Raw genomic sequence first — 24,218 nt, 5'->3', positions numbered from 1 at the left:
AAGAAGGAGGCCCAATGGCCGACCAAGCGCTTGTTGTCATCGACCTGCAGAATGACTTTTGCCCGGGCGGTGCGTTGGCCGTGACCGGCGGCGACGAGATCGTGCCGCTGGTCAACGATATGATCCGGCGAACCGACCATGTCGTGCTGACGCAGGACTGGCACCCCGCCGGCCATTCGAGCTTTGCCTCCAGCCATCCGGGCGCGCAGCCCTTCACGATGATCGAAATGCCCTATGGCCAACAGACTTTGTGGCCGGACCATTGCATCCAGGGCAGCCTCGGTTCGGATTTTCATTCCGGCCTTGCCTGGACCAAGGCGGAACTCGTCATCCGCAAGGGATTTCGCCCCGCCATCGACAGCTATTCGGCCTTTTTCGAGAACGACCACACGACGCCGACCGGCCTCGGTGGCTACCTCAGGGAGCGCGGCATCGACACCATCACCCTGGTCGGCCTGGCGACCGATTTCTGTGTCGGCTTTTCCGCGCTGGACGCCGTCAGCCAGGGTTTTAAAACCACCGTCCGGCTCGATGCCTGCCGTGGCATCGATCTCAACGGCTCGCTCGATGCCATGCTGCAGCGTATGCGCGATGCCGGCGTGACGCTTGAAGACCAGTTGTCGGACTGAACCGACGGTGGAGCATCAGGCAGAGCTCCCCGGTTTTGGGGTGGGATTATCGCCCTCCGGCAAAGTCCCCCTCACCCGGATTGCCAACCGAATTGCGAAGGGCAATTCGGGGCAATCCGACCTCTCCCCGAGGGGAGAGGAGGTCGCCAGCGTTGACGCCAGTCTCTTCTCCCCTCGGGGAGAAGGTGGCCGCGTAGCGGCCGGATGAGGGGGCCTTTTTCATATTCGCTCCCCCTGCGCACGGCATGCGTCGTGGCCGTCGCGATGCTGGTCCCGGGAGCAGCCTTCGCGGCCGAGGAGCACGCGCTGCCCGGCGCCTCGATGTCGCTATGGTGGGTGCTGCCTTTTGCCGGCCTGCTGCTGTCGATCGCCACCGGACCGCTGCTGTTCCACCATGTCTGGGAGCATCACTACGGCAAGATCGCGGCCCTTTGGGCCGCACTCGTGGTGGTGCCGTTGGCGCTCGCCTTCGGTGTCCTCACGGCGACCGAGGCGGTGCTGCATGCGCTTCTCACTGAATACATGTCGTTCATCATCCTGCTGTTTGCGCTGTTCACCATTTCGGGCGGCATTCTGGTCGCCGGCAACATCCACGGCACGCCGCCGGTCAATGCCGGGCTGCTGCTGGTCGGGGCGCTGCTCGCCTCGGTCATCGGCACGACCGGCGCCTCGATGATCCTGATCCGGCCGGTCATCCGCGCCAATGATAACAGGCCGTTCAACGCCCATGTCGTCGTCTTCTTCATCTTCCTGGTGTCCAACATCGGCGGCTCGCTGACGCCGCTCGGCGACCCGCCGCTGTTCGTCGGCTTCCTGCGCGGCGTCGACTTCTTTTGGACAACCGCGAACCTCTATCGCGAGACGCTGTTCGTTGGCGGCTTGGTTCTGGCGGTGTTCCTGGCGATCGACATCATCCTGCACCGGCGCGAGGGCGGGGCGCCGAAGGTCAAGGATCCGACACCGGATTCGAAGATACGCATCCGCGGCCTGCCCAACATTCCGCTGCTGGCGGGCGTCATCGGCGCCATCCTGCTGTCGGCGACATGGGAGCCTGAGGTCAGCATCTCCATTCAAGGCGTGACGCTGGAACTGCAGAACCTGGTGCGCGACGCCATCATCCTGGGGCTGGCCTTCGTTTCACTGGCGGTTTCGCGCAAGGAATACCGCGAGGCGAACGGCTTCAACTGGGGACCGATCGCGGAAGTGGCAAAATTGTTTGCCGGCATCTTCATCTGCATCGTGCCGGTCATCGCCATCCTGAGGGCCGGTCATGAGGGCGCGCTGGCGCCGCTGGTCGCGCTCGTCACCTCGGCGCAAGGCACACCCAATGACCTCGCCTATTTCTGGCTGACCGGTGCGCTGTCGTCCTTCCTCGACAACGCGCCGACCTATCTGGTGTTCTTCGAACTGGCCGGCGGCGATCCACACCACCTGATGACGGAGTTTGCCTCGACGCTTGCCGCGATTTCGGCGGGCGCCGTGTTCATGGGCGCCAACACCTATATCGGCAATGCGCCCAATTTCATGGTCTATGCCATCGCCCGGCAGCGCGGCGTCGAGATGCCCGGCTTCTTCGGCTACACGCTGTGGTCCGGGCTGGTGCTGATCCCGACCTTCTTGATCGCGGGCTTTCTGTTCTTCGGCTGATCAGCCGACGCCGACATAGCGCCTGACCGCCGACGGATCGGCGCGCAATTCCTCGACATCCACCGTCTCGCGGTTACGGCCGTTCTCGATGAACGAGACGCGGTCGGCGACCGACAGCACCGCGTCGACGCGCTGTTCCACCAAAATGGTCGAGACGCCCATATCGCGCAGCTTCGCCACCGTCTCGCGGATTTTTGCGATCATCGACGGCATCAGCCCTTCGGTCGGCTCGTCGAGCAAAAGCACCTGCGGTTCGAGGCAGAGCGCACGCGCCATGGCCAGCATCTGCTGCTCGCCGCCGGACAGTGTGCCCGAGCGTTGCCTGAGCCGCTGGCGCAGCAATGGAAAAAGGTCGAGGACGTTTTCCCGCACGGCCTTACCCTTGCCGCGTGCCATCAGCCCGATCTCGATGTTCTCCGCCACCGTCATCTCGGCGAACAGCCGCCTTCCTTGCGGTACGTAGGCGACGCCGGCCTTCGGCACCTCATGCGCCGGCAGGCCGGTCAATTCCTGGCCGGCGAGCTTGATCGAGCCGGCACTTGAAGGAACCAGTCCCATGATCGCCTTCAGCGTCGTCGTCTTGCCGGCGCCGTTGCGGCCGAACAGGCACAGCACCTCGCCCTTGTTCAGCACGAGGTCGAGGCCGTAGAGCACCTGGACCTCGCCATAGAAGCAGTCCAGCCCCGCGATCCGCAACGCTTCCGTCCTGCTCGTCTCCGCCTTGTTCGTTTCAATCATGGGGCGGTCCCCAGATAGGCTTCCTGCACCGCCGCGTTGTCGCGGATCGCCTCGGGCGTACCTTCAGCCAGGATCCTGCCGGCATTGAAGACTGTGATGCGGTCGGCCAATTGCATGACGACGGGCATGTTGTGTTCGATCAAAAGCACGGTCGCGCCCTTGGCGATGTCGCGCACCAGCGTGATGAAATTGTCGATCTCGCTGTCGGCCAGCCCTTGCGTCGGCTCGTCGAGGATCAGCAGGCGTGGCTTCAGCGCCAGGCCCATCGCCACCTCGAGCAGGCGCTGGTGACCATAGGACAATTGCCCGGCTGGCATATGGGCGCGGTCGGCAAGGCCGGTGCGTTCGAGCGCCATCATGACGCCGGCACGCACCGCACCCTTCGAGCGGCCATCGCTTAGCGTGCGCTGCACCGGCAGGGCGACATTGTCGTAGGCGCTGAGATTGGCGAAGACGCTGGTGATCTGGAAGGTGTAGGCGATGCCCTGGCGCACCCTGACATAGGCCGGCAGGCTGGTGATGTCGGCGCCGTCGAAGACGATGGCGCCCGAAGACGGCTGGATGCGGCCGCTGACCAGGCTGACGAAGGTGGTCTTCCCCGCCCCGTTGGGGCCGATGACGGCGCGGATTTCGCCCGGCATCAAGGTGAAGTCGACACTGTCGACGGCGCGCAAGCCGCCGAAATTGCGTGACAGGCCTTTCGTCGTCAAAAGCGGCGTCATGGCAGCCACCCAAGCCAGCGCTGGCGAATGGTGCCCAAAATGCCTTTCTGGAAAAACAGCACCAAAAGGATGAGCGCCACGCCGACGATCAGCAGGTAGGCCGAAGTGTAGCCGCTGGTGACGTCGATGACATAGTACATGAAGACCGTGCCGATCAGTGGCCCGAGCGTTGTGGCGGCACCGCCGAGCAAAACCCACAGCAGCGGCAGGATCGAATATTGCACCGAGGCGAAGCTCGAGCCGACATAGCCGAACAGCAGCGCATAGGCCGCACCCGAGGCGGCGCAGATTGTGCCGGAGACGACGACAGCTATCAGCTTGTTGGAGAAGGTGTCGTAGCCCAGCATCTTCGTTCGCTCCTCATTCTCGCGGATGGCGATGAGCACGCGGCCATACCTTGAGCGGACGATCGCCAGCGTGATCAGCAGCACGAGCGAGAACAGCGCCAGCGCGCTCATGTAGCGCACGGTCGGATTGGTGAGATCGAGCGAGGTCGCCCCGAAAGTGAGGACGCGCGCCGGCTGTGGCACGACCTGACCCTGATCGCCGCCGGTCCACGACGCGAAGTAGAGGATGAGGAGATAAAACACCTGGGCAAACATCATGGTGACGATCATGAAGGCCACGCCCGTGGTGCGCAGCGCCAGGAGGCCGATCGCCAGTGCCAGCACTGCGCCGCAGGCAACGCCGCTGAGGAAGGCCAGTGGCACGCTCCAGCCGAGCTGGATGATGGAAAGGCCGGCGCCGTAAAGCCCGGCGCCGAAGAACATGGCATGGCCGAGGCTGAGCAGGCCGATATAGCCAAACAGCATGTTGTAGCCCATGGCAAACACCGCCAGCACCATGATGCGGGCGAGCAGGCCGTGATAATACTCCGGCAGCAGGAAGCTCAGCACGAAGAGCAGCGCGATGACGCCGAGATGCAGCGCATAGGCCTTTGCCGGCGAAGCTTCGCTCATCGAGCTTGTGTCCCGAACAGGCCTTGCGGCCGGAACACCAGCACCATGGCGACCAGCAGCGTGGCGATGATCTTGGCCAGCGTCGGCGAGAAGAACATCGAGATGATACCGTCCGACATGCCGATCAGCACGGCGGCGACAACGGTGCCGCGCAGCGAGCCGAGGCCGCCAATGATGACGACGATGAAGGAGAGCAGCAGCGGGTCCTGCCCCATCAGATAATGCGCCTGGCTGATCGGCACGATCAGCACCGCGGCGATCGCCGCCAGCATGGCACCGAGCGCGAAGACGCCGCCATAGACGCGGCCGACCGGAATGCCGAAGGCCTGCGCCGTCTCGCTGTCATACTGCGTGGCGCGCATGACGAGGCCGATCTTCGTGCCCGTCAGCACCAGCCATGTTGCGATCAAGAGAAGCGCGGATGCGGCTATGATCGATAGCTTATAGCCGGAATAGCCGAACCACGGCAAAAGGATGCGGTAGCTGAACGGCGGCTCGACGGGCCGCGCCTCGGGACCATAGAAGGTCAGCGCCAGTTGCTGGATGATGTAGAGCATGCCGATGGTGGCAACGATGGTGGCCTCCGGATTGTAATTGAGCCGGCGCAGCACCAACCGTTCGGCGACCAGCGCAATGGCGCCGACAATCAGCGGCGCGATCACCAGCGCCGCCAGGAAGCCGAGCGCCGGATGGCCGCCGATCGCCGTGGTGATCGCCCAGGCGAGCACGGCGCCCAACATGAAGAACTCGCCATGCGCGACGTTGACGACCCGCATGACGCCGAACACCAGCGAAAGCCCAAGCGCCGTCAGCGCCAGCACCGCTGAGGTGACGAGGCCTTCGAGGGCGGCGAGGAGGAGGTGGGGTCCGAAGTGCATCGGCTAGGCACCAGCGGATGCGCCAGGCACCCCCCTCTGCCCTGCCGGGCATCTCCCCCGCAAGGGGGGAGATTGGATGCTGTCTCTGGTTTCGCCAATCATCAACGCCGGCAGATGGGCACTGCCGCATGAACTGCCGATCTCCCCCCTTGCGGGGGAGATGTCCGGCAGGACAGAGGGGGGTGCCTTGGCGCTCACGCTTACAGGCAAGCCGGGTCTAAAGCGCCTGCGTCGTATAATCCCCCTCAGCCTCGTAAAGCCCGTCCTCGATCTTGGTCTTGTGCACGACCTTCAGCTTGCCGCCTTCGACCTTCGAGATGTTCTGGATGCCAAAGCACTGGTGGATCTTGCCGTTGAAGGTTTTTGCGCCCTGCGGATGCTCCGGGCCTTCGGCGAAGGCGGTCAGTGCCTCGGTCGCCTCGACCAGCTTGGCGCGGTCTTCCGGGCCCTTGTAGCCGGCGTCTTCCATCGCCTTCTTGACGACATAGAGTGTCTCCCAGCAGCCGAACATGTGCGCGGCGGTGGAGACGTCCTTGGGGTCGCCGACGGCGGCGCCATTGTCGTCGATGCCGACAGCGGCGCGATAGGCCTTTTGCGCCTCGCTGTCATCGGCCTGCGCATAGCGCGGCGAGCCTTCCCAGAAATGGCTGCCGTCGAGGAATTCCAGCCCGGGGCTGTTGATGTCGGTGGCTTCGAGCGAATCGATGAAGCCGAACAGCTGCGGCCGGTTGGAGCCGTAGAACTCGCCGAGCTCCTTGACGAAGGTGAGCACCGCCGGGCCGACCATGACGTGGTAGATCACCTCGGTCTCGGGCGGGATCTGCGGGAAATATTTGGTGAAGGACGATTCCGTCGGCGGGATCGCGATCTGGGCGATGACCTCGGCCCCTTGCGCCTTCAGCGCCGGCGGCAGGTAGTCGCGATGGTCGTAGCCGAAGGCAAAATCGGGGAAGATCTGCGTCACCTTCTTGCCGGCATTAGCCGCAATCCACGGTGCCATCGACTGGATCTGGCTTTTCACATCGGTGATGCCGGGCTGGAAGACATAGCGGTTGAGCTTGGTCGAGGCGACGTGGTGGCCTTCGCTGACGACGAAATAGGGCATCTTGTTTTCGCCGGCGGCGGGCGCCGAGCCGATGACGACATGCGAGAACAGCGTGCCGAAGACGATGTCGGTTTTGTGCTGGGTGGCGAACTTGCCGACCACCTCGGCGCCGCGGCCGGGATCGGTGCCGTCATCCTCGATGATGACCTCGACCTGACGGCCATTGATGCCGCCGGCGGCGTTGATCGCCTTGACCGCCGCTGCGGTGGTCTTCTCGTACCAGCGGCCATAGGCAGCACCGATGCCGGTGCGGTGTGACTGGAAGCCAATCTTGATCGGCGCCGAGCTCTGCGCCTGGGAATAGCGGACGAAACCTGGCGCGACGGCAAGGCCGGCGCCGGCGGCCAGACCTTTCAGCGCGGTGCGGCGGGTAAGGGCAGTCTTGGAGGTGAGACTAGTCTTGGAGAGGTCGAAAAATCCGTTCTTGTCAGCCATGTTCGTTCCCCTGTTTTTCAGTCTTGACCAACGATAAGGCGGCTTCGGCATCCTCGCTCAGAGGGTGCAAAAAATTGCATGTGTACAAACTAAATCACCAAAGCCTTGATGTGGCAAGCGAGCTTTCCCCAACGACATCGGGGCCGCCCTTTTCTCATCCGGCGGTCGGCGTGGCAAGCAACCAGAGGCCGAAGGCCGTATAGGCGATCATCAGCAGCGTGAGCGGAAACTGGCTGAGTGCGGCGCGGGCAGGCTGCGGATGCAGGCGCCAGGCAAAGCCGTGGGCGACGAGGACGGCGAGCACATGCCCCAGGATGATGGCGCCGGCCTGGATGTTCCACAGCCACCAGGCCGACTCCGCGCCGGCGACGATGCCAGCCTCGACCTGGATGTCGGCGGTGCCGAACAGGTTCCAGCCCAGCGCGAACGGGTCGGACAGGGAGGCAAGCGCATATTGGCCGTCGACCAGCAGCGCCGTCAGGTAGTGCGCGACATGATAGGCGAGCGCTATCGGCACGATCGACCACACCAGCAGTCCGGCTGCCTGGGCGAATGACTGATCGCTGCGGGCCAGACGCTGGCCGAGCCAGACCGCGAGAAGGAACACCGCCGTCAGCAGCACCAACGTCAGGACGAGCCCGAAAGTGCCGCTGCCGATCACGGCGGTGCGGCCCGGGAATTCGAGCGGGTTGACGCCGAACAGGCCGAGCCAGAAGAAGGTTTTCGACAGGCCGTCGAAGGAGACCGACGACAGGGCCAGCAGCAGGAAGGCGACGCCGCTGGGCGGCAAAGGCTCCGCTGCCAGCAGCTTGGCGCCTGGCCAGCACAGCGCGAGCCGGCCTTTCTCGTCGCGCTCGACCGGTGCGAAACGCGCCACCATCGCGAAGAAGATGGTCAGGAACTCGCCGCTCCTGCTCCAGCCGCGATAGCCGAACACCAGCATGGCGAGGAAAGAGAACAGCCAGTAGAGGCCGGCGGTAAAGGCTAGCCGTGCCGGATCGTCGGGCGCCGGATCGATGAGTTCGAACCAGGCAAAGGCGAAAAACAGGATCACGGAAGGCCAGCAGCCGAGCCATCGGGGGAGGCGCCATGATCCCTCATCGCTTGCGCCAAACGGGCGTGAGACGAGGCGCCACGGCCCATACCAGGGGTTGAGCCACGACCAGAGGTCACCGAAGACGCCTTGCAGCAGCGTGAGGCCGGCCCACAGCAGCGTCCAGATCACCAGAGGCAGCGGGTTGGAGAGCGGGTCGCGGCTGCCGAAAAACCCGGCGGCAATGAGGATTACAAAGCCGGCAAAGGATATCAGGCTGATGGCGGTGCGGGGGCTGTCGCTGAAGGTGAAAAGCGGCAGGCGCCGGCGCCAGAAGTTGTCGAGCGCCGCCGGCGGCAGCAGCGCCAGCACCAAGAAGCTGATCGCTACGGCGAAAGCGCCGCCGACGAGATAGTAGCCGGTCGGCAGGAGCAGGACGTGACCACGGTCGGAGGCGTGGGCGAAGGCGGGGGTGGGGGATATGAGCGATACGGCGGTGAGCAATAAGGCCAACGATAGACGGCGGTGCTCTACGGTGCCCCCCTCTGTCCTGCCGGACATCTCCCCCACGAGGGGGGAGATCAGGCTGTTGTCTTCGGAAGGGAGCCTTTGCTTTTGAAGACAGGCGCCTGCTCGGATAGCTTGGCACTCTTCCTCTCCCCCGTCGATCGGGGGAGAGGTGTCGAGCGCAGCTCGACGGAGTGGGGGTCGACCCTGGCGCGGGTCGAGACGATGCTTGCGCGCGGTCCTCTTTCCTATGCCTGTTGCGGTGGTTGCCAAGTGGTTCCCCCACTCCGTCGCCGCTTCGCGGCGCCACCTCTCCCCCCTCCGGAGGGAGAGGAAAGGAGCCGGGTCATCGAACAATCTCGTCAAGCGGTTGATACAACGGTTTTTGAAAATGTTTGCGTACCCGTAGCCCCCTTGCGTGGGACGTGTCCGGCAGGACAGGGGGGCACGAAGGAACTCGACCTATCCGAGAGCCCGCCGCTTCTCACACCTTGACCAATTGCTCCACGCGGTCCTTCTGGCCAAAAATCCTGAGATACCGCTCGATCTCTTTCTCATCCCCCGTCGCCTTGGCGGGATTGTCGGAGAGCTTCACCGCCGGCCTGCCATTGGCTTCGGTGACCTTGCAGACCAGGGATATGGCATCGAGGCTGTTGGTTTCCGTCGGCGCGCAGCCTTCGAAGTCGTTGGTGAGGTTGGTGCCCCAGCCGAAGGACATGCGAACCTTACCCTTGAAGTGGCGGTAGGTCTCCTCGATGGTTTCCACCTCGAGCCCGTCGGAGAAGATCAGCAGCTTCTGCTTGGGGTCCTTGCCCTTCTCGCGCCACCAGGACAGGATTTTTTCGCCGCCCTCGATCGGCGGCGCGCTGTCGGGGCGGAAGCCGGTCCAGTCGGCCACCCAGTCCGGCGCGTCGCGCAGGAAGGAAGCGGTGCCGAAAGCATCGGGCAGCACGATCAAGAGATTGCCGCCATAGTAGCGCTGCCAATCCTGCAGCACCTTGTAGGGCGACTGTTTCAGCTCCTTTTCGGAATTGGCCAGTGCCGCGAACACCATCGGCAGCTCATGCGCGTTGGTGCCGAGCGCTTCGAGGTCGTTGTCCATCGCAAGCAGCACGTTGGAGGTGCCGGTGAAGGCCTCGCCGATGCCTTCCTTCAGCGCCTCGACGCACCAGCGCTGCCACAGGAAGGAATGGCGTCGGCGCGTGCCGAAATCCGATATGCGGATGCCGGGCAATGCCTTCAGCCGCTCGGTCTTGGCCCACATCTTGGCCTTGGCGCGGGCATAGAGCACATCGAGCGCGAAGGGGCCGAAGGCCCGCATGGCCGCGCGGGATCTGAGTTCGTTGATGATGGCGAGCGCCGGGATCTCCCACAGCGTGGTGTACATCCACGGCCCGCTGAAGGTCAGTTCATACTGGCCGTCGCGCTTCGCCAGCTCGTAGTCCGGCAGCCTAAAACCTTCCAGCCAGGCGAGGAATTCCGGCTCGAAGATCTGCTTGCGGCCATAGAAATTGTTGCCGCCGAGCCAGATCATTTCCTTCTTGGAGAAGCGCAAGGTGCGGGCATGGTCGAGCTGTTCGCGCAGTTCGCCCTCGTCGATCTCGTCGGCCAGGCGCACCGAAGTGGTGCGGTTGATCAGCGAGAAGGTGGCCTCGACCTTGGGGTACATGCCCCAGATCATCTGCAGCATCAAAAGCTTGTAGAAGTCGGTGTCGAGCAGGCTGCGCACGATCGGATCGAGCTTCCAGGTATGGTTGTAGACGCGCCGCGCAATATCGGTTCTTGCCATGTCTGGTTACCGCCTTCGCTGCCTGCCACCCACAATCGCGACAGGCCTCATAGCATCGAATTGGCCAAAACGCTGCCCGCTTTCAGGCTGGCCCGACAAAAAGAACGGCCTGCATAAGACCATGAGCATGCCGGTCTCAGCCCGCGGTCTTCGCGCCAATGACCTTCAGTTGCGGACGCTTGCGACGGCTGATGATACGGCCCGCGACGGGAGCGTCGGCGCGGCCGTCATCCCCGGCCTTCTCGGCGAACAGCCAGTCGATGAACACCTGCACGATCGGCGTCGTCCGCATTTCGTTGCGGCAGACGATATAGAACTCATCGACCGCCGGCACGGAGAGGCTGAACGGCGCGACCAGCATGCCCCTGGCCAGCAGCGCGCTTGCCGTCACCGAATCGCCCAGCGCCACGCCATGGCCGTGCACCGCGGCCTCGGTCGCCATGCGCGCGTCACCCAGATGATGGCGGCGGCCGCGCTCGAGATCCAGTGCATCGGCGGCGGCCAGCCATGTGTGCCATTCGCGGCCGTCATCGCCATGCAGGAAGACATGATCGGCGAGATCGCGAACGCTGCGGATCGGCCGGTTGTTGATCAAGGTCGGGCTGACGACGGGAAACAGTTCCAGCCCCGACCATTTTCGCATCCAGCAATCGGCCCAGCTGCCATTGCCGTAGTGGACGCAGACATCGATATGCGGCGCGCGGATATCCCTGGGATCGTTGGAGGGGATGAGCGTCAGCTGGATGTCGGGATATTGCGCGGTGAAGCTGCCCAGCCTCGGCGTCATCCAAAGCAACAGCAGCGCCGGCACACAGGACACCGACAGCGCGCCGCTGCTTGCCGGCCGCGTCAGCCGCTGGGTGGCGGCGGCGATACCGTCGAAGGCTGTCGATACCGCCGGCAACAGCTCCGCACCATGCGGTGTCAGTTTGACCCGCTGGCCGACGCGCTCGAACAGCTTGACGCCGAGCGACTGCTCCAGCGCCTTGATCTGGTGGCTGACGGCGCCATGTGTGACATTCAGTTCACCCGCCGCCTTGGTCAGCGAGCCATGGCGTGCCGTTGCCTCGAAGGCGCGCAGCGGGTTGAGAGGTGGCAGGCGGTTGGCCATTGAAGCTCGACTTCTTTGTGAGATTTTCTCACAGAAGACGCCTTAACAATATCAATTGATTTTTCAATGCGGCTGCCGGACACTTCAGTTCAGAACAGCATCAAGACGTGAAATCTGCGGGCAGCCAGCGGGACAAGCGACCCGGCCGGATGACGGTCAGTTCGTTCGAGGTCGCCGACGGCCGCACTGCATCAGCCAGGAGGAACGGATATGGGTTACGATCGCGGCAAGCTCGACGCCTTGCGCCGCAAGTATGGCGAGAGCCATGGCGGCGAGATGTTCGACCCGAAGTTCCGCAAGGTCGCCGACAAGATCTTTTCCAAGAGTGGCACCAGGCTCGCGCCCTATTCCGGCATCCCGACCTTCCTCGCCGCGCCCTATCGCGAAATCGCCGCGGAGAATCCGGATTTCGGTGATCTGCAGGTGGCCATCATCGGCGTGCCGATGGATCTCGGCGTCACCAACCGGCCGGGTTCGCGCTTCGGGCCGAGGGCGCTGCGCGCCATCGAGCGCATCGGCCCCTACAATCACGTGCTGGAATGCGCGCCGACGCATGAACTCAGGGTGGCCGACATCGGCGACACGCCGTTCCGCAGCCGCTACCGGCTGGAGATCAGCCATGAGGATATCGAGCGCCGCACCAACCAGATCGTCGATGCCGGCGTCATTCCATTGTCGGTCGGCGGCGACCACTCGATCAGCCATCCGATCCTGAAGGCGGTCGGCAAGAAAGCCCCGGTCGGCCTGATCCATATCGACGCCCATTGCGACACCAGCGGCCTGTTCGACATGACCAAGTTCCACCATGGCGGCCCGTTCCGCAACGCGGTGCTCGATGGCGTGCTCGATCCGACGCGCACCATCCAGATCGGCATTCGCGGCTCGGCCGAATATCTGTGGGAGTTCACCTACGAGTCCGGGATGACCGTGGTTCATGCCGAAGAGGTGACCGGGCTGGGTATCCCCGCCATCATCGAAAAGGCGCGCAAGATCGTCGGCGACGGCCCGACCTATGTTTCCTTCGACATCGACAGCGTCGATCCAGCCTTCGCCCCGGGCACCGGCACGCCGGAAGTCGGTGGCCTGACGACGCGCGAAGTGCTCGAACTGCTGCGCGGCCTCAAGGGCCTCAACATCGTCGGCGGCGACGTCGTCGAGGTGGCGCCGCAATATGACGCCACCACCAACACCGCGCATGCCGGCGCCCAGGTGCTGTTCGATATCCTGAGCCTGATGGTGTTCAGCCCGGCAATCACCAGCAAGGGCGCTTGACGTTCAGAAAAGCAAAGGCGGCCGTCGCGCTGGAGCCGGCGGCCGACCCAGACAATCAAAAGCTTCCAGAAGGGGAATAACAATGACAATCCACTCGACACTCAAATCATCCATCGCCGCCATCCTGGTGCTGGGCGCCGCCGGTCTCGGCATCGCCACGCAGGCGGCCAATGCCGACGCGCTGGCTGACATCACCAAGGCCGGCACCATCAATGTCGGCGTCTTTGCCGACTTCCCGCCCTTCTCCTCGGCCAGCGCCGATATGAGCCTCAAGGGCTATGACATGGACGTCGCGCAATACATCGCCGACACGCTCAAGGTGAAGCTCAATCCGGTCGCCGTCACCGGCCAGAACCGCATCCCCTATCTGAACGACCATCGCGTCGACATCCTGATGAGCGTCGGCTACTCGAAGGAGCGTGAGCAGGTCATCGACTTCGCCGCCGCCTACGCGCCTTACTACATCGCGGTGATCGGTCCCGCCGCGATGTCGGTCAAAAGCAAGGAAGACCTTGCCGACAAGTCGATCGCCGTCAATCGCGGCACGCTCGAGGACACCTCGCTCACCGCGGCTGCACCCGCCTCGGCCGACATCAAGCGCTTCGACAACTACAATTCGGTCATCCAGGCCTTCATCTCTGGTCAGACCCAGCTGATGGTCGTCGGCAACGATGTCGGCGCCCAGGTGCTGGCCAAGCAGGATGTGCTGAAGCCGGAGCAGAAATTCCAGCTGCTGACCTCGCCCTCGCATATCGGCCTCAACAAGAATGAGGACGCTCTCAAGAAAGCGGTCAACGATGCAGTCGCCAAGATGCTGGCCGACGGCAAGCTGGACGAAAGCTCGAAAGCCTGGCTGAAGACGCCGCTCAACCCCGACAACCTCAAGGATTGAGTTTCCGTGGCCTTTGCCTGGCTCCCGGGTGCTTTAGGCGACATCGCGCACGGCGCGGCCACGACGATCCTGCTGATCGCCGTGACCACGCTGGCCGGCACGCTGCTCAGCATCCTGGGCGCCGCCGGACGGCGAAACGGCCCCGTGCTGCTCAAGCGGGCCATCGCCTGGTATGTCGAGGTGATGCGCAACACGCCGTTCCTGGTGCAGTTGTTCTTCATCTTCTTCGGCCTGCCCAGCCTCGGCATCAGGCTCGACCCGATCCTGGCCGCCATGCTGGCGATGACGCTCAACATGGCGGCCTATACGATCGAGATCGTCGGCGCCGGCCTTGACGCCGTGCCGGGCGGGCAGACGGAAGCCGCCCTGGCGCTGGGCTTGAGGCCCCGCCAGGTGTTCGTCAAGATCGTGCTGCCGCAGGCGCTCAAGATCATCTATCCGGCACTGACCAGCCAGATCGTCATCATGATGCTGGAGTCGGCCGTGGTCTCGCAGATCGCGGTGCGCGAGCTGACCTATGAGGCCGACATGCTGCAGGCGCGCACCTTCCGCTCCTTCGAAACGTACTTCGTCGTGACGCTGGTCTATCTCGCTCTGTCGATGGCCTTGCGCCGGCTCCTGGTCACCGGCGGGCGCCGCGCGCTCGGAGCTGGCGTGTCATGATCGAATTCACCTTCTGGGACATCGTTCGCAACCTTCTGCTCGCCGCCCGCTGGACCGTGCTTTTGTCCCTGGCAGCCTTCATTGGCGGTGGCATCGTTGGCATGGTCGTTCTGTTCTTCCGCATCTCCAAGAACACATGGAGCCGGCGCATCGCCTCCGGCTATATCGCCCTGTTCCAGGGAACGCCGCTGCTGATGCAGCTGTTCCTGATGTTCTTCGGCTTGCCGATGCTCGGCCTGCGCATCGAGCCGTGGACCGCGGCGGTGCTCGGCCTCACCTTCTTCGCCAGTGCCTATCTCGCCGAGATCTGGCGCTCCGGCGTCGACGCGCTGCCGCGTGGCCAGTGGGATGCCGGCGCCAGTCTCGGCCTGCATTACCTGCAGGAGCTCAGGCTGATCATCCTGCCGCAGGCGTTCTCGATCACCCGCGCGCCGACGGTCGGCTTCCTGGTGCAGCTGATCAAGTCGACGGCGCTGACCTCGATCATCGGCTTCGAGGAGCTGGTGCGGACCTCCAACGCCATCAACAACGCCACCTTCGAACCGTTCAAGGTCTACGGGCTGGTGGCGTTGATCTTCTTCGCCATGTGCTTTCCCCTGACGCAATATGCCCGTTCGCTCGAGAAGCGCGCGGCGGCCCACTGAGCCGAAGGCATGTTGTGTTGACCGGGCATCGACGGCGACAACTAATCAGGTAGCTGTTTCCGCGGCATTGGCGAATGGCAGGTCCTGATCCATAGGCGAACTTCCTGAGGCCCTCACCCAACAGCAGCTTCGCGCCTCAGGTCAGCCGTCCAGAGTGGCTTACGGCAATCCCGATAGCTGCCGTTGGAGCGGAAAGAATTATGGCGCGAATCTTGTCGGGGATCGCGTCACTGCGGCGAATTACCGGCGTATGATTTGCGCCAGACAAGTGGCGGAGACATGGCGACCAGTCACGACATCGCGGAGTTCCTTCCGCGCCCCCCGGATTGACTCTATGAGCCTCTCCTCGGTCAGCGGCCGTTCTGTCGCGACTTGAACTCGCGACACGTAGTCCGAGAGGGTCTAACCGACTGCTGCAAGTCCTTCATCCCCGCCGCAATAATTGCGAGCGCGAAAACTGAACCGACTAGCCATCTCGCATCGCGGACGCCATGCACGTTCAGCCGCAGTCGAAGTCGTATTGAGCGTCACAAGGACGGCGCTGGGGCAGCGACATAACGCGGTGTCTCCCTTGCTGATGAGTAAGACGCTGTTCCTGATCGCCATTCAAGCAGCTTCCCACCCGCCTGGACCGTGCCGAAAGGAATAACTGGCTGAGATTTCGAACCCGGCCCGCGAAGGCTGCCAGGCTCGACATTCGACGGAGATCCTTGGGTGCTCGATGCGAATGATGTTAAACGAATTTGCAGCGTGGCGAAGCCGCGATGAAACCGCCGTTCCCGCTTGAATGAGCAGCGCCGCATAGCCGTCGATAAGGTAACGCCTTGCGCTCGAGCCGGTGCGGTGAAGATGCTGGTGGCCAGACAATATGATGTCTACGCCGCTGCGCGAGAAGGCATCCATTGCCAGATCCGCGCGGCCCACGACGCCGTCATCGCTTTCCAGATTCAGCCCTTCGAAAGGATGATGCGTGACCACTATCCGGGTAATGTCATCGGACATATGCGCGAATTTTTCCGTCGCCGACTCGAGCTGGCGGACGTTGATCCGGCCGTCCTTGATTGTCAGGGATCGTGCCGTGTTGATCCCGACCACAGCTATTTCGCTATCGGCGTAGAACGGGTCCGTGTCCGCCTCAATGTAGCGCCTGTAACGCGACAGAGGCGTCATGGCACGCGCGAAGACATTCCAGAGCGGCACGTCGTGATTGCCGGGAACTACGATGCGGGGGCCGGGAAGGGAATCAAGGAAGGCCCGCGCCTGCATGAATTCGTCTTTCCGGGCGCGCTGCGTCAGATCCCCCGACACGACGAGCAAATCAGAGTCGACGGCACGAACCTCGCTCGCGATCGCTTCCACAAGCTTGCTCTCTGTTCTTCCGAAGTGCAAATCCGACAGGTGGACTAGGGTCTTCACTGAATTTCTCCGCTTTCAGCCACGGCCACCGGTCTTGCTCTTTTTGGCAGGTGCGAGGACCTTCAGGGCCGCTGGCCGAATCTGAAAATTCAGGGGCGTTTCCATGCTGACGGCTTCGCCGTCCAGAGAAACCAGCATGGCGCGTCGATGCGATGTGATTTGCAGCGACTTAGCGCGATAGATTTCCAGATCTCGGGTGGCGTCGATCATGCCGAACGCGATTTTGAACGGAAGCAATGCCAGTCCAAACCAGGATTGCTGTTTGACGACATAAACGCACAGTTCTTTTGACGAGAGGCTGCGGCGGTGGCCAAGATCGGCGATGTCATAGAAATTGTTGCCAACAAACACACAGGGCGTCCGCAGTCTTTCGCGGGTGCCCTGAGCAGCGACGTGGACAGCCTGCCACGAGGCGGATCTCAACGTTCTCATGAGAGCGGGTCCGATGGCGGCAAGCTTGCCGAACCCGCGGCGCCGCTGCTCGGCTGAACGCTTTGCAACAAAGAAGGGATAGATCCCAATCGATGAGTTGTTAAGAAAGACGCGGCCGTTGACCTCGGCGACATCGACTGCCAGAGGCTTACCTGTCGCGATTGTATCGATCGCCGCTGTGAGGTCGAGCGGCACAGCCAAATCCTTGGCAAAGTGGTTTAATGTGCCGAGCGGAAGGACACCGAGCAACAGATCAGTCCCCACCAGCGCCGAGGCCGCGCTGCCGAGCGTGCCGTCGCCACCGCCCACGACCAATATTGATCCACGGCCGGACCTAGACTTGTTTTCGCCAACGAAGCGCCGAGCGAGCTCTCCAACCTCTCGTCCGTCCACCAATCGCACATCCGCCTCAATGCCACGTTCGGCGAACCCATCCCGTACGGCTCTCTCTATGTCGCCCTTGCGCGCCGCAGCGCCGGCATTTTTGTTGATGAGAGCCAGAACCTTCAAGTTTCCAGCCCCCGTTTCGGCCTTTCCTGGAACCATAACGCGACTGTCCAACACAGGATCGCCCAGCCAGAACCAATGCACCATCCGGCCAAGACATCCGTTGGATAGTGGACCGCGAGATAGACCCGGCTTATGCCAACGGCCACCGTCAGAAACACGGCGATCGACATGAAATACGCTTTGAGACGCAACTCCTGATTTGCGTGTGAAAGGAGTGCGCCCACGGTCAGGAACGCGATCGCTGAAAGCATTGCATGTCCACTCGGGAAGCTTGCCGTGAATACTCGCGTGACATGAGGGATCTCCGGCCTGGGCCGGTTGAAGCTCAGCTTGAGGATTGTGCCGAGCAGTTCGCCGCCAATCACCGCCACCGCCATCCAGATGGCGAGAGCCCGCTTGTGGATCAGAAGAAGATAGACAGCTCCTGCCAGCAACACGAAGCCAAGAAACACCACGCTGCCGACTGAAGTCACATCCCTGGCCGCTTCCTGAAGCCATGGCGGACCGATCGGATAGGCCGGATCGGCTGCGCGAAGAGCCGACATAATGGCAAGGTCAAATTTGGTCGTGTCGCCCTCCAGGACTTCTTCGGCGAGCACCCCGAAGCCGACAACGAGGCATGCTACGAGCATCCCTGCAACAAGCCTGTTTTTGCCTTGCGCGGACGCACCGCTAATTCGACACGGCGGGCGAGGCCGGTAACTCCCTAGGCGCCCGGTATCTGGGACTGGCTCGTTCAAGCGCAAGACCTCAATCTATAGCCCACAACGGCTTCGCATGAACCGGGTTCCCCAATCATCAATGCGGTCCACGCCCCGGTCCATGCGGTATGGCCGACCGGCTGCATGGACCTGACGTCAAGATTGCGGCTCCGGGCGCACCCGGCTAGCTATTGATCAGTCTCCGAAAAGGCTCCGTTTAATGAGCCACAATGTTGGGACATGACGGCCGCCGAACCGGCGGCCGTCTGGTTCAATGCCCAAATGCCAGCGGCGGCGCGATCCGGTCGCGTCGCAGCCAGCGCGCCAGCAGCAGCGCCGCCACCACGGCCAACCCTGTCGACAGGCCCATCCAGATGCCGACGCCGTGGAAGCCGAAATGGAAGGCGAGCAGCACGCCGAGCGGCAGGCCGACGCCCCAATAACCGATCGCTGCGTAGATCATCGGCACCTTGGTGTCGTGCAGGCCGCGCAGCATGCCGGCGGCAACCGCTTGCGCGCCGTCGAAGACCTGGAAAAGGGCTGCAAACACCAGGAACGACACGGCAAGCGCGATCACCCGCGCATTGGCCGGGTTGGCGAGATCGATGAAGGCGCTGATCAGGAGATGCGGCCACAGGACCATCACCAGTCCCATCAGCGCCATGAACGAGACGCCGATAACAAAGGCGGTCCAGCCGGCGCGCGACACGCCTTCCGGATTGCCGGCGCCATGTGCAAGACCGACGCGCACCGTCACCGCCTGGTTGAGGCCGAGTGGCACCATGAAGGAGATCGAGGCGATCTGGATGGCGATCGCATGCGCGGCCAGCGAATCCGCGTCGATCAGGCCCATCAGCAGTGCGGCCGCGTTGAAGATCGTCACCTCGAAAGCGAGGATGCCGGCAATCGGCAGGCCAAGTCGCAGCAACCCCTTGAAGCGTGGCCAGTCGGACCGCCAGAAGCGGCCGAACAGGCGGTAGCGCCGGAACTTCTTCTCCAGCATCACCACGACGGCCATGCCGACGAACATCAGCGTGCTGGACAGCGAGGTCGCCAGACCGGAGCCTGCGATGCCCATTGCCGGCACACCGAGATTGCCGAACATGAACACCCAGTTGAACAGCGCGTTGCAGGCGACGGCGACGAAGACGATGATCAGCGCCCAGCCCGGGCGCTCCAGCGCCGAGATGAACGAGCGCAGCACGATGTAGCCGTAGAACGGCAGCACCGCCCACTCGAGCCAGCGCAGATAGATGCCGGCCTGACGCGCCAGTGCCGGCTCCTGGCCCATCGCCAGCAGAATAGCCTCACCGTGCCAAAGCACGATCCAGATCGGGATTGAGATCAGGATCGCCAGCCACAGACCCTGGCGCACGGTGCGGCGCAGGTCGCGCACGGAATAGCGGCGACGGCCAAGCTCTGTGGCGATCATCGGCGAGGTCGCCAGCATCAACCCAAGGCCGAAGATCAGCGGCATGAAATAGAGGTTGGCGCCCAGCGCGCCGCTGGCCAGCGTATCCGCTCCGAGACGTCCCATCATCATGACGTCGGTGGCCGTCATCGCGGTCTGGCCGAGATTGGTCAGCACCATCGGCCAGGCGAGCGCCAGCGTCGCCCTGATTTCCTGACGCCAAAGATTTTCCGGCGCGCGAGCGCCGGCTTCGATCGCAGACATTGTTCCGCTCTTTCCAGATACGGCACGTCGGCAAAGCGCCGGAAGCCGCATGTCAAACGGCAAAACCTTCGGTTTCGCTGCGTTTGCGTCAGCTTTTGGACGAAATGCGACATGAAGGCAAGGGAGGAGGAGCGGGCACCGATTGAGCCAGCGCCCTTCCAGGGATGCCGTTGCCTCGTTCCCTTGCCGGCCGTGGGCTGTTACGGATTGCCTTGGAGATCGGCAGCCAGCGAACCCGCCGGGAGGAGTGGATGGCGTTCAGACAGCGAAAAAACCCGGCCGCGATCCCACGCACGGCGCCGGCTTTCGAGCATATCGTCACCGAGGCCAGCGACAGTTTTCTGTGGCGGCTCGACGACTATCCCTGGGAACGCAATGTCTGGAACTTCCATCCGGAATACGAAATCCATTTGCTGCGAAAATCCTCCGGCGTGGTGCTGGTCGGCGACCACATCGGCGAGTTCGGGCCGGGCTACCTGACCATCGTCGGCGGCGGGCTGCCGCATGATTGGGTAACGGCGGTGCAGCCGGGCGAACTGATCGAAGGCCGCGACATCGTCCTGCAATTCGATGCGCAGAGGCTGCGCGGCTCGGCGGGCCTGTTGCCGGAACTGCGCGAACTGGAGCCGTTCCTCGAGCGGTCGCTGCGCGGCATGGTTTTTCACGGCCGCACGGCGCTGGAAGGCGCCGAACTGATGGAGCGGATGGGAACGGTGCATGGCCTCGCCCGCCTCTGTCTGTTCCTCGAACTGGTCGACCTCCTGGCCAGAACCGACGAATACGAGCTCTTGTCGTCGCCGGATTTCTCACCGGTCCTCGACGCCGCTTCGCTCGACATCATCCAGCGCACGCTGACCTATCTGTTCCAGCATTTCGCCGAAGATCTGAAACTGCCCGATGTGGCCGAACGCGCCGGAATGACCGAGAGCACATTCTCGCGCTTCTTCCAGAAGAACACCGGCAACGCCTTCAGCGACCACCTCGCCAAGCTCAGGCTCTGGCAGGCCTGCAAGTTGCTGGCCGACACCGATGTTGCGATCACCGACATCTGTTTCCAGGTCGGCTACATGAACATCTCCAACTTCAACCGCGCCTTCCTGCGCAAGCACAAGATGACGCCGTCCTCCTATCGCAAACTGTCGCGGCAGCGACTGACGATGCGCGCTTAAGCGCGCCCTAAAATCAACGGCTTAGGCAAGATCGATACTCGTGTGAAAGACTTTGCCACGAGGTGCCGTATTTTGCGCTGCACAATGCATAAAAGTACAGGTTTGCTGCAACGAGGCTTCTAGCTTGCCCTGATTGAACTCCGCATTTTGGCGATGGGTGGCAAGTCGTTGGGGCGATGGTGAGGATCGCAGACCCCGAGGGCTTCCGCTTCCTGCGAGTGTTCCTGGAGGAGAAAATCAATGAAACCAATTCGGCTCGCTGCGGGCTTGGGCGCAGCTTTCATGCTTTCCGCTACCGTATCCACCATCGCTTTGGCACAGGCCCCGGTCTGCTCGGCGCCGGTCAAGGTGCTGGCGCAGCCGCGCGACGGCCTGACGCTTCTGGAGGACTCCAAGGCCGAGTTCGAGAAGCTCGCCGGCGCCGGCTTCCAGATCGACTATCTCAACGAGAACGACCGCCGGGCAAAATCGCGCGCCGATGCGTCCACCGTCGGCAATTACAACGTCTATTATGTCGACGAGGCCAATGTCGCTCTGTTTGCGTCGTCGAAATGGATCGTGCCGCTGACCGATTATTATCCGGCTGACTATGACTATGCCGACTTCGATCCCGGCCGCCAGAAGGTCGCCACCTATGACGGCAAGGTCTGGTTCGCGCCGCTGACCGGCGGCGGCGACCTGATGGTCTACCGCAAGGACGTGCTCGAGGCCGCCGGCATCCAGCCTCCCAAGACGCTTGACGAGCTGATCGCCGACGTGCCGAAGCTGACCAATGCCGACAAGGGCATGTATGGCATCGCACTGCGTGGCGCACGCGGTTCGGGCGCCAATGTCTGGCGCTGGATGCCCTTCTTCAAGGCCTATGGCGGCCAGTGGTTCGACGGCGACAAGCCGGTCTTCAATTCGGATGCCGCGGTCAAGGCGACCGAGACCTATCTGAAGCTGTTCAAGGATTCGGCTCCCGGCACGCAGACCGGCAGCTGGGATGAATCGACCGGCGCCTTCCTGTCGGGCCAGGTCGCGATCCTCGTCGAATCGACGCCGCTGTCGGGCATGGCGGTCGACCCGAAGACCTCGCAGGTGGTCGGCAAGATCGGCTTCCTGCCACCGCCCTCGCCGCTGCCCGGCGGCGGCTACGGCCATGGCCTCGCCATTGCCGCGAAAGCCAATGCCGACGATGCTTCGAAGAAATGCGCCGGCCTGTTCATCGCCTGGGCGACGTCGAAGGAAAACGAAAAGCGCCGGCTCGACGCCCACCAGTTCGGCGAGCTGAACCGCACCAGCATCCTGTCCAGCAAGGAATTCGCCGATATCTATGGCGCCGATCTCGGCCAGGCGCTGGCCGAAACCGGGAAGGTCACGGCAGTGAACTTCTGGCAGGATCCGCGCTGGCCCGATCTCGGCGACCGCTGGGGCATCATCCTTGAAGAACTGGTTGCCGGCACACGCACCGACATCAAGGGCAGTCTCAACGAGCTTGATGCCTATGCCAATCAGCTGGTGAAGAAATAAGCCATCCTCCCCCTGCGGCGCGCGGTCCACGGCATTCGATGAGATGTCGCGACTTGTGCGCCGCAGGTCTCTTCTGAGACGCAAGCGAGATCAGACAGATGCCTCGACGCTCATCCTTGCCGGTCACCTTCGTCGTTCCAACCATCGCCATCCTTCTGGTGCTGTCGATGGTGCCGACGCTCTACGCCATTGTCATCGCCTTGCAGAATCGCGAGTTGAGCACGCCTGATTATTCCTGGGTCTGGCTTTCGAACTTCGTCGACCTGTTCCTCGACCGCCGCTTCCTCAACGCGGTCTGGGTGTCGGTGAAATGGGAAATTGTCACCGTGGTGGCGACCATGGTGGTGGCGATCGGGCTCGGTGTGCTGATGTTCGAGGTCGCCAGCCCACGCCCGCGCAATGTCTACTGCCTGCTCTTCATCATCCCGGTGCTGTTGCCGCGCGTATCGGCGGCCTTCGTCTGGAAGTTCGCCTACCATCCGCTCTACGGCATCGCCACCTACCCGTACCGGCTACTGACCGGCGGGCTGATCTTCGACCCGCTGTCGAAGCCGGCGACGGCCTTGTTCGCGGTCGCGTCGGTCGATGTCTGGCAATGGGGGCTGTTCTTCGCCGTCATCGTGCTGAAGCTGCTCGAAACCCTGCCGCCGCAGCCGATCGAGGCGGCGCGGCTCGATCATGCCAAACGCTGGCAGATCCACGCCTATGTGACCTTGCCGATGCTGAAGGCGCCGCTGATCAGCCTGATGTTCGTCAAGATGATCGAATCGCTGCGCTCCTTCGACCTGATCTATGTCATGACCCGCGGCGGACCGGGCGTGGCGACCGAAACGCTCGACATGTACGCCTTCTCGCAAGGCTTCATCGAATCCGGCAAGGTCTCCTACGCCTCGGCCATGGCCGTGCTGATGATGATCGCCACCGTCATCACCTTCACCATGCTGTGGAAGCGGGTGCAGGCATGAAGCCGGGCCGCCTGATCGGCAGGATCGTGCTGGCATTTGCCGGCTTCATGGCCGTGTTTCCGCTGCTGTGGACGGCGCTCAATGCGCTGAAGAACAACGTCGACATCATCACCCGCGTGCCGCGCCTGGTGTTCACGCCGACATTGGCCAACATCAGCTATATTATCGGCCGCGACAGCGTGCTGACGGGGCTCTACAATTCGGTCGTCGCCTGCGGCTCGGCGGTGCTGATTGGCGTCGTGCTCGGCCTGCCCGCAGCCTATGCCGTGGCGCGCTATCCCAACCGCTGGGCCGGCGACATCCAGTTTTTCGTCCTGTCGCTGCGCTTCCTGCCGCCGGTAGCGGTGGCCATCCCGCTGATGGTGATCTGGCTGCAGGTCGGCCTCTACGACACTTTGCCGGCGCTGATCATCACCTATTCGCTGCTCACCATCTCGGTGATCATGTGGCTTGCCATCCCCGCCTTCCAAAGCGTGCCGAAGGAAATCGAGGAAGCAGCCTTCGTCGATGGCTACGGCGCCTATTCGGTGTTCTGGCGCATCGCGCTGCCCGTGGCTGCCCGCTCCCTGGCAGGGGCGGTCGCCTTCAGCTTCGTGCTTGTCTGGAACGAGTTCCTGATCGCGCTGATGCTGTCGAGCTCCAACGCCAAGACCTTGCCGATCGTCGCCTCGGAACTCTCCCAGCAAGGCATGAATGTGCCCTGGGGCATCCTCAACGCCTCGGTCGTGCTCCTGTCGCTGCCGCCGCTGCTGTTCCTTGGCGTGCTCAGCGGCTTCCTGAATTCCGTTTTCCGGCAAAAAAAGACTTGATGCGA

The 24,218-nt window shown here is 63.0% G+C and carries 22 protein-coding genes; 10 read left to right on the top strand and 12 right to left on the bottom strand.

Annotation, left to right across the window (positions count from 1 at the left end; genetic code table 11):
* Positions 1-14 precede the first annotated feature (14 nt).
* Positions 15-629 (top strand): bifunctional nicotinamidase/pyrazinamidase, encoded by a 615-nt coding sequence (pncA, locus tag DBIPINDM_RS15770; RefSeq protein ID WP_258588112.1) that lies wholly within the window; start codon positions 15-17, stop codon positions 627-629.
* 204 nt (positions 630-833) lie between these two features.
* A complete protein-coding gene (locus DBIPINDM_RS15765; protein ID WP_416361760.1) occupies positions 834-2,276 on the top strand; it encodes a sodium:proton antiporter in 1,443 nt (480 codons plus the stop codon).
* Here the strand turns inward: DBIPINDM_RS15765 and DBIPINDM_RS15760 are convergent, their stop codons facing one another.
* The 8 genes from DBIPINDM_RS15760 to gcvA all read right to left on the bottom strand — a co-directional run bounded on the left by DBIPINDM_RS15760 (position 2,277) and on the right by gcvA (position 11,553).
* A complete protein-coding gene (locus DBIPINDM_RS15760) occupies positions 2,277-3,014 on the bottom strand; it encodes an ABC transporter ATP-binding protein (RefSeq protein WP_258588111.1) in 738 nt (245 codons plus the stop codon).
* Entirely contained in the window at positions 3,011-3,736 is a 726-nt protein-coding gene (locus tag DBIPINDM_RS15755; protein WP_258588110.1) for an ABC transporter ATP-binding protein, read from the bottom strand. Before DBIPINDM_RS15755 ends, DBIPINDM_RS15760 begins: the two co-directional genes overlap by 4 nt.
* Positions 3,733-4,695, bottom strand: a complete 963-nt coding sequence (locus DBIPINDM_RS15750) for a branched-chain amino acid ABC transporter permease (RefSeq protein WP_258588109.1) — start codon at positions 4,693-4,695, stop codon at positions 3,733-3,735. The genes DBIPINDM_RS15755 and DBIPINDM_RS15750 overlap by 4 nt, the downstream gene beginning before the upstream one ends.
* Positions 4,692-5,573, bottom strand: coding sequence for a branched-chain amino acid ABC transporter permease (locus DBIPINDM_RS15745; protein ID WP_258588108.1), 882 nt, complete (start codon positions 5,571-5,573; stop codon positions 4,692-4,694). Before DBIPINDM_RS15745 ends, DBIPINDM_RS15750 begins: the two co-directional genes overlap by 4 nt.
* A gap of 217 nt (positions 5,574-5,790) precedes the next feature.
* The gene (locus DBIPINDM_RS15740) at positions 5,791-7,113 is read right to left on the bottom strand and encodes an ABC transporter substrate-binding protein (protein WP_258588107.1); all 1,323 of its coding nucleotides are present in this window, start codon (positions 7,111-7,113) and stop codon (positions 5,791-5,793) included.
* A 154-nt stretch (positions 7,114-7,267) separates the two neighbouring features.
* On the bottom strand, positions 7,268-8,707 hold the full coding sequence (locus DBIPINDM_RS15735; protein ID WP_258588106.1) for a hypothetical protein: 1,440 nt from the start codon (positions 8,705-8,707) through the stop codon (positions 7,268-7,270).
* Positions 8,708-9,137: 430 nt separating this feature from the next.
* Positions 9,138-10,442: a nicotinate phosphoribosyltransferase gene (pncB, locus tag DBIPINDM_RS15730; protein WP_258588105.1), complete on the bottom strand. Its 1,305-nt coding sequence runs from the start codon at positions 10,440-10,442 to the stop codon at positions 9,138-9,140.
* A 136-nt stretch (positions 10,443-10,578) separates the two neighbouring features.
* A complete protein-coding gene (gene gcvA / locus DBIPINDM_RS15725; protein ID WP_258588104.1) occupies positions 10,579-11,553 on the bottom strand; it encodes a transcriptional regulator GcvA in 975 nt (324 codons plus the stop codon).
* Between the two features lie 210 nt (positions 11,554-11,763).
* On the opposite strand from gcvA, the gene speB reads away from it, so the two are divergent.
* The 4 genes from speB to DBIPINDM_RS15705 all read left to right on the top strand — a co-directional run bounded on the left by speB (position 11,764) and on the right by DBIPINDM_RS15705 (position 15,024).
* Complete coding sequence (gene speB / locus DBIPINDM_RS15720; RefSeq protein WP_258588103.1) at positions 11,764-12,825, top strand: agmatinase; 1,062 nt, start codon at positions 11,764-11,766, stop codon at positions 12,823-12,825.
* An 82-nt stretch (positions 12,826-12,907) separates the two neighbouring features.
* On the top strand, positions 12,908-13,717 hold the full coding sequence (locus tag DBIPINDM_RS15715; protein WP_258588102.1) for a transporter substrate-binding domain-containing protein: 810 nt from the start codon (positions 12,908-12,910) through the stop codon (positions 13,715-13,717).
* Positions 13,718-13,723: 6 nt separating this feature from the next.
* Entirely contained in the window at positions 13,724-14,380 is a 657-nt protein-coding gene (locus DBIPINDM_RS15710) for an amino acid ABC transporter permease (protein WP_258588101.1), read from the top strand.
* Positions 14,377-15,024 (top strand): amino acid ABC transporter permease, encoded by a 648-nt coding sequence (locus tag DBIPINDM_RS15705; RefSeq protein WP_258588100.1) that lies wholly within the window; start codon positions 14,377-14,379, stop codon positions 15,022-15,024. Before DBIPINDM_RS15710 ends, DBIPINDM_RS15705 begins: the two co-directional genes overlap by 4 nt.
* Positions 15,025-15,630: 606 nt before the next feature.
* On the opposite strand, the gene DBIPINDM_RS15700 is transcribed toward DBIPINDM_RS15705, so the two are convergent.
* The 4 genes from DBIPINDM_RS15700 to DBIPINDM_RS15685 form a co-directional block, all read right to left on the bottom strand.
* Entirely contained in the window at positions 15,631-16,440 is an 810-nt protein-coding gene (locus DBIPINDM_RS15700; RefSeq protein ID WP_258588099.1) for a metallophosphoesterase family protein, read from the bottom strand.
* Between the two features lie 15 nt (positions 16,441-16,455).
* A complete protein-coding gene (locus DBIPINDM_RS15695; RefSeq protein WP_258588098.1) occupies positions 16,456-17,382 on the bottom strand; it encodes a diacylglycerol/lipid kinase family protein in 927 nt (308 codons plus the stop codon).
* Positions 17,379-17,981, bottom strand: coding sequence for a phosphatase PAP2 family protein (locus tag DBIPINDM_RS15690; RefSeq protein ID WP_258588097.1), 603 nt, complete (start codon positions 17,979-17,981; stop codon positions 17,379-17,381). Before DBIPINDM_RS15690 ends, DBIPINDM_RS15695 begins: the two co-directional genes overlap by 4 nt.
* 373 nt (positions 17,982-18,354) lie before the next feature.
* Positions 18,355-19,758 carry an MATE family efflux transporter gene (locus DBIPINDM_RS15685; protein ID WP_258588096.1) on the bottom strand — a complete coding sequence of 468 codons (1,404 nt, stop codon included), beginning with the start codon at positions 19,756-19,758 and terminating at the stop codon, positions 18,355-18,357.
* 251 nt (positions 19,759-20,009) lie between these two features.
* Between DBIPINDM_RS15685 and DBIPINDM_RS15680 the strand changes: the two genes are divergently transcribed.
* The 4 genes from DBIPINDM_RS15680 to DBIPINDM_RS15665 all read left to right on the top strand — a co-directional run bounded on the left by DBIPINDM_RS15680 (position 20,010) and on the right by DBIPINDM_RS15665 (position 24,213).
* Positions 20,010-20,927 carry an AraC family transcriptional regulator gene (locus DBIPINDM_RS15680; RefSeq protein ID WP_258588095.1) on the top strand — a complete coding sequence of 306 codons (918 nt, stop codon included), beginning with the start codon at positions 20,010-20,012 and terminating at the stop codon, positions 20,925-20,927.
* A gap of 240 nt (positions 20,928-21,167) precedes the next feature.
* Positions 21,168-22,439 (top strand): ABC transporter substrate-binding protein, encoded by a 1,272-nt coding sequence (locus tag DBIPINDM_RS15675; RefSeq protein ID WP_258588094.1) that lies wholly within the window; start codon positions 21,168-21,170, stop codon positions 22,437-22,439.
* Positions 22,440-22,537: 98 nt separating this feature from the next.
* Entirely contained in the window at positions 22,538-23,404 is an 867-nt protein-coding gene (locus DBIPINDM_RS15670; RefSeq protein ID WP_258588093.1) for a carbohydrate ABC transporter permease, read from the top strand.
* Positions 23,401-24,213 carry a carbohydrate ABC transporter permease gene (locus tag DBIPINDM_RS15665; protein ID WP_258588092.1) on the top strand — a complete coding sequence of 271 codons (813 nt, stop codon included), beginning with the start codon at positions 23,401-23,403 and terminating at the stop codon, positions 24,211-24,213. Before DBIPINDM_RS15670 ends, DBIPINDM_RS15665 begins: the two co-directional genes overlap by 4 nt.
* The last annotated feature ends 5 nt before the right edge of the window (positions 24,214-24,218 follow it).

Source organism: Mesorhizobium sp. AR02 (assembly GCF_024746835.1).
Lineage (GTDB): Bacteria > Pseudomonadota > Alphaproteobacteria > Rhizobiales > Rhizobiaceae > Mesorhizobium.
Note: the sequence above shows the minus strand (reverse complement) of the source record. Positions and strands in the feature narration are given on the sequence as shown.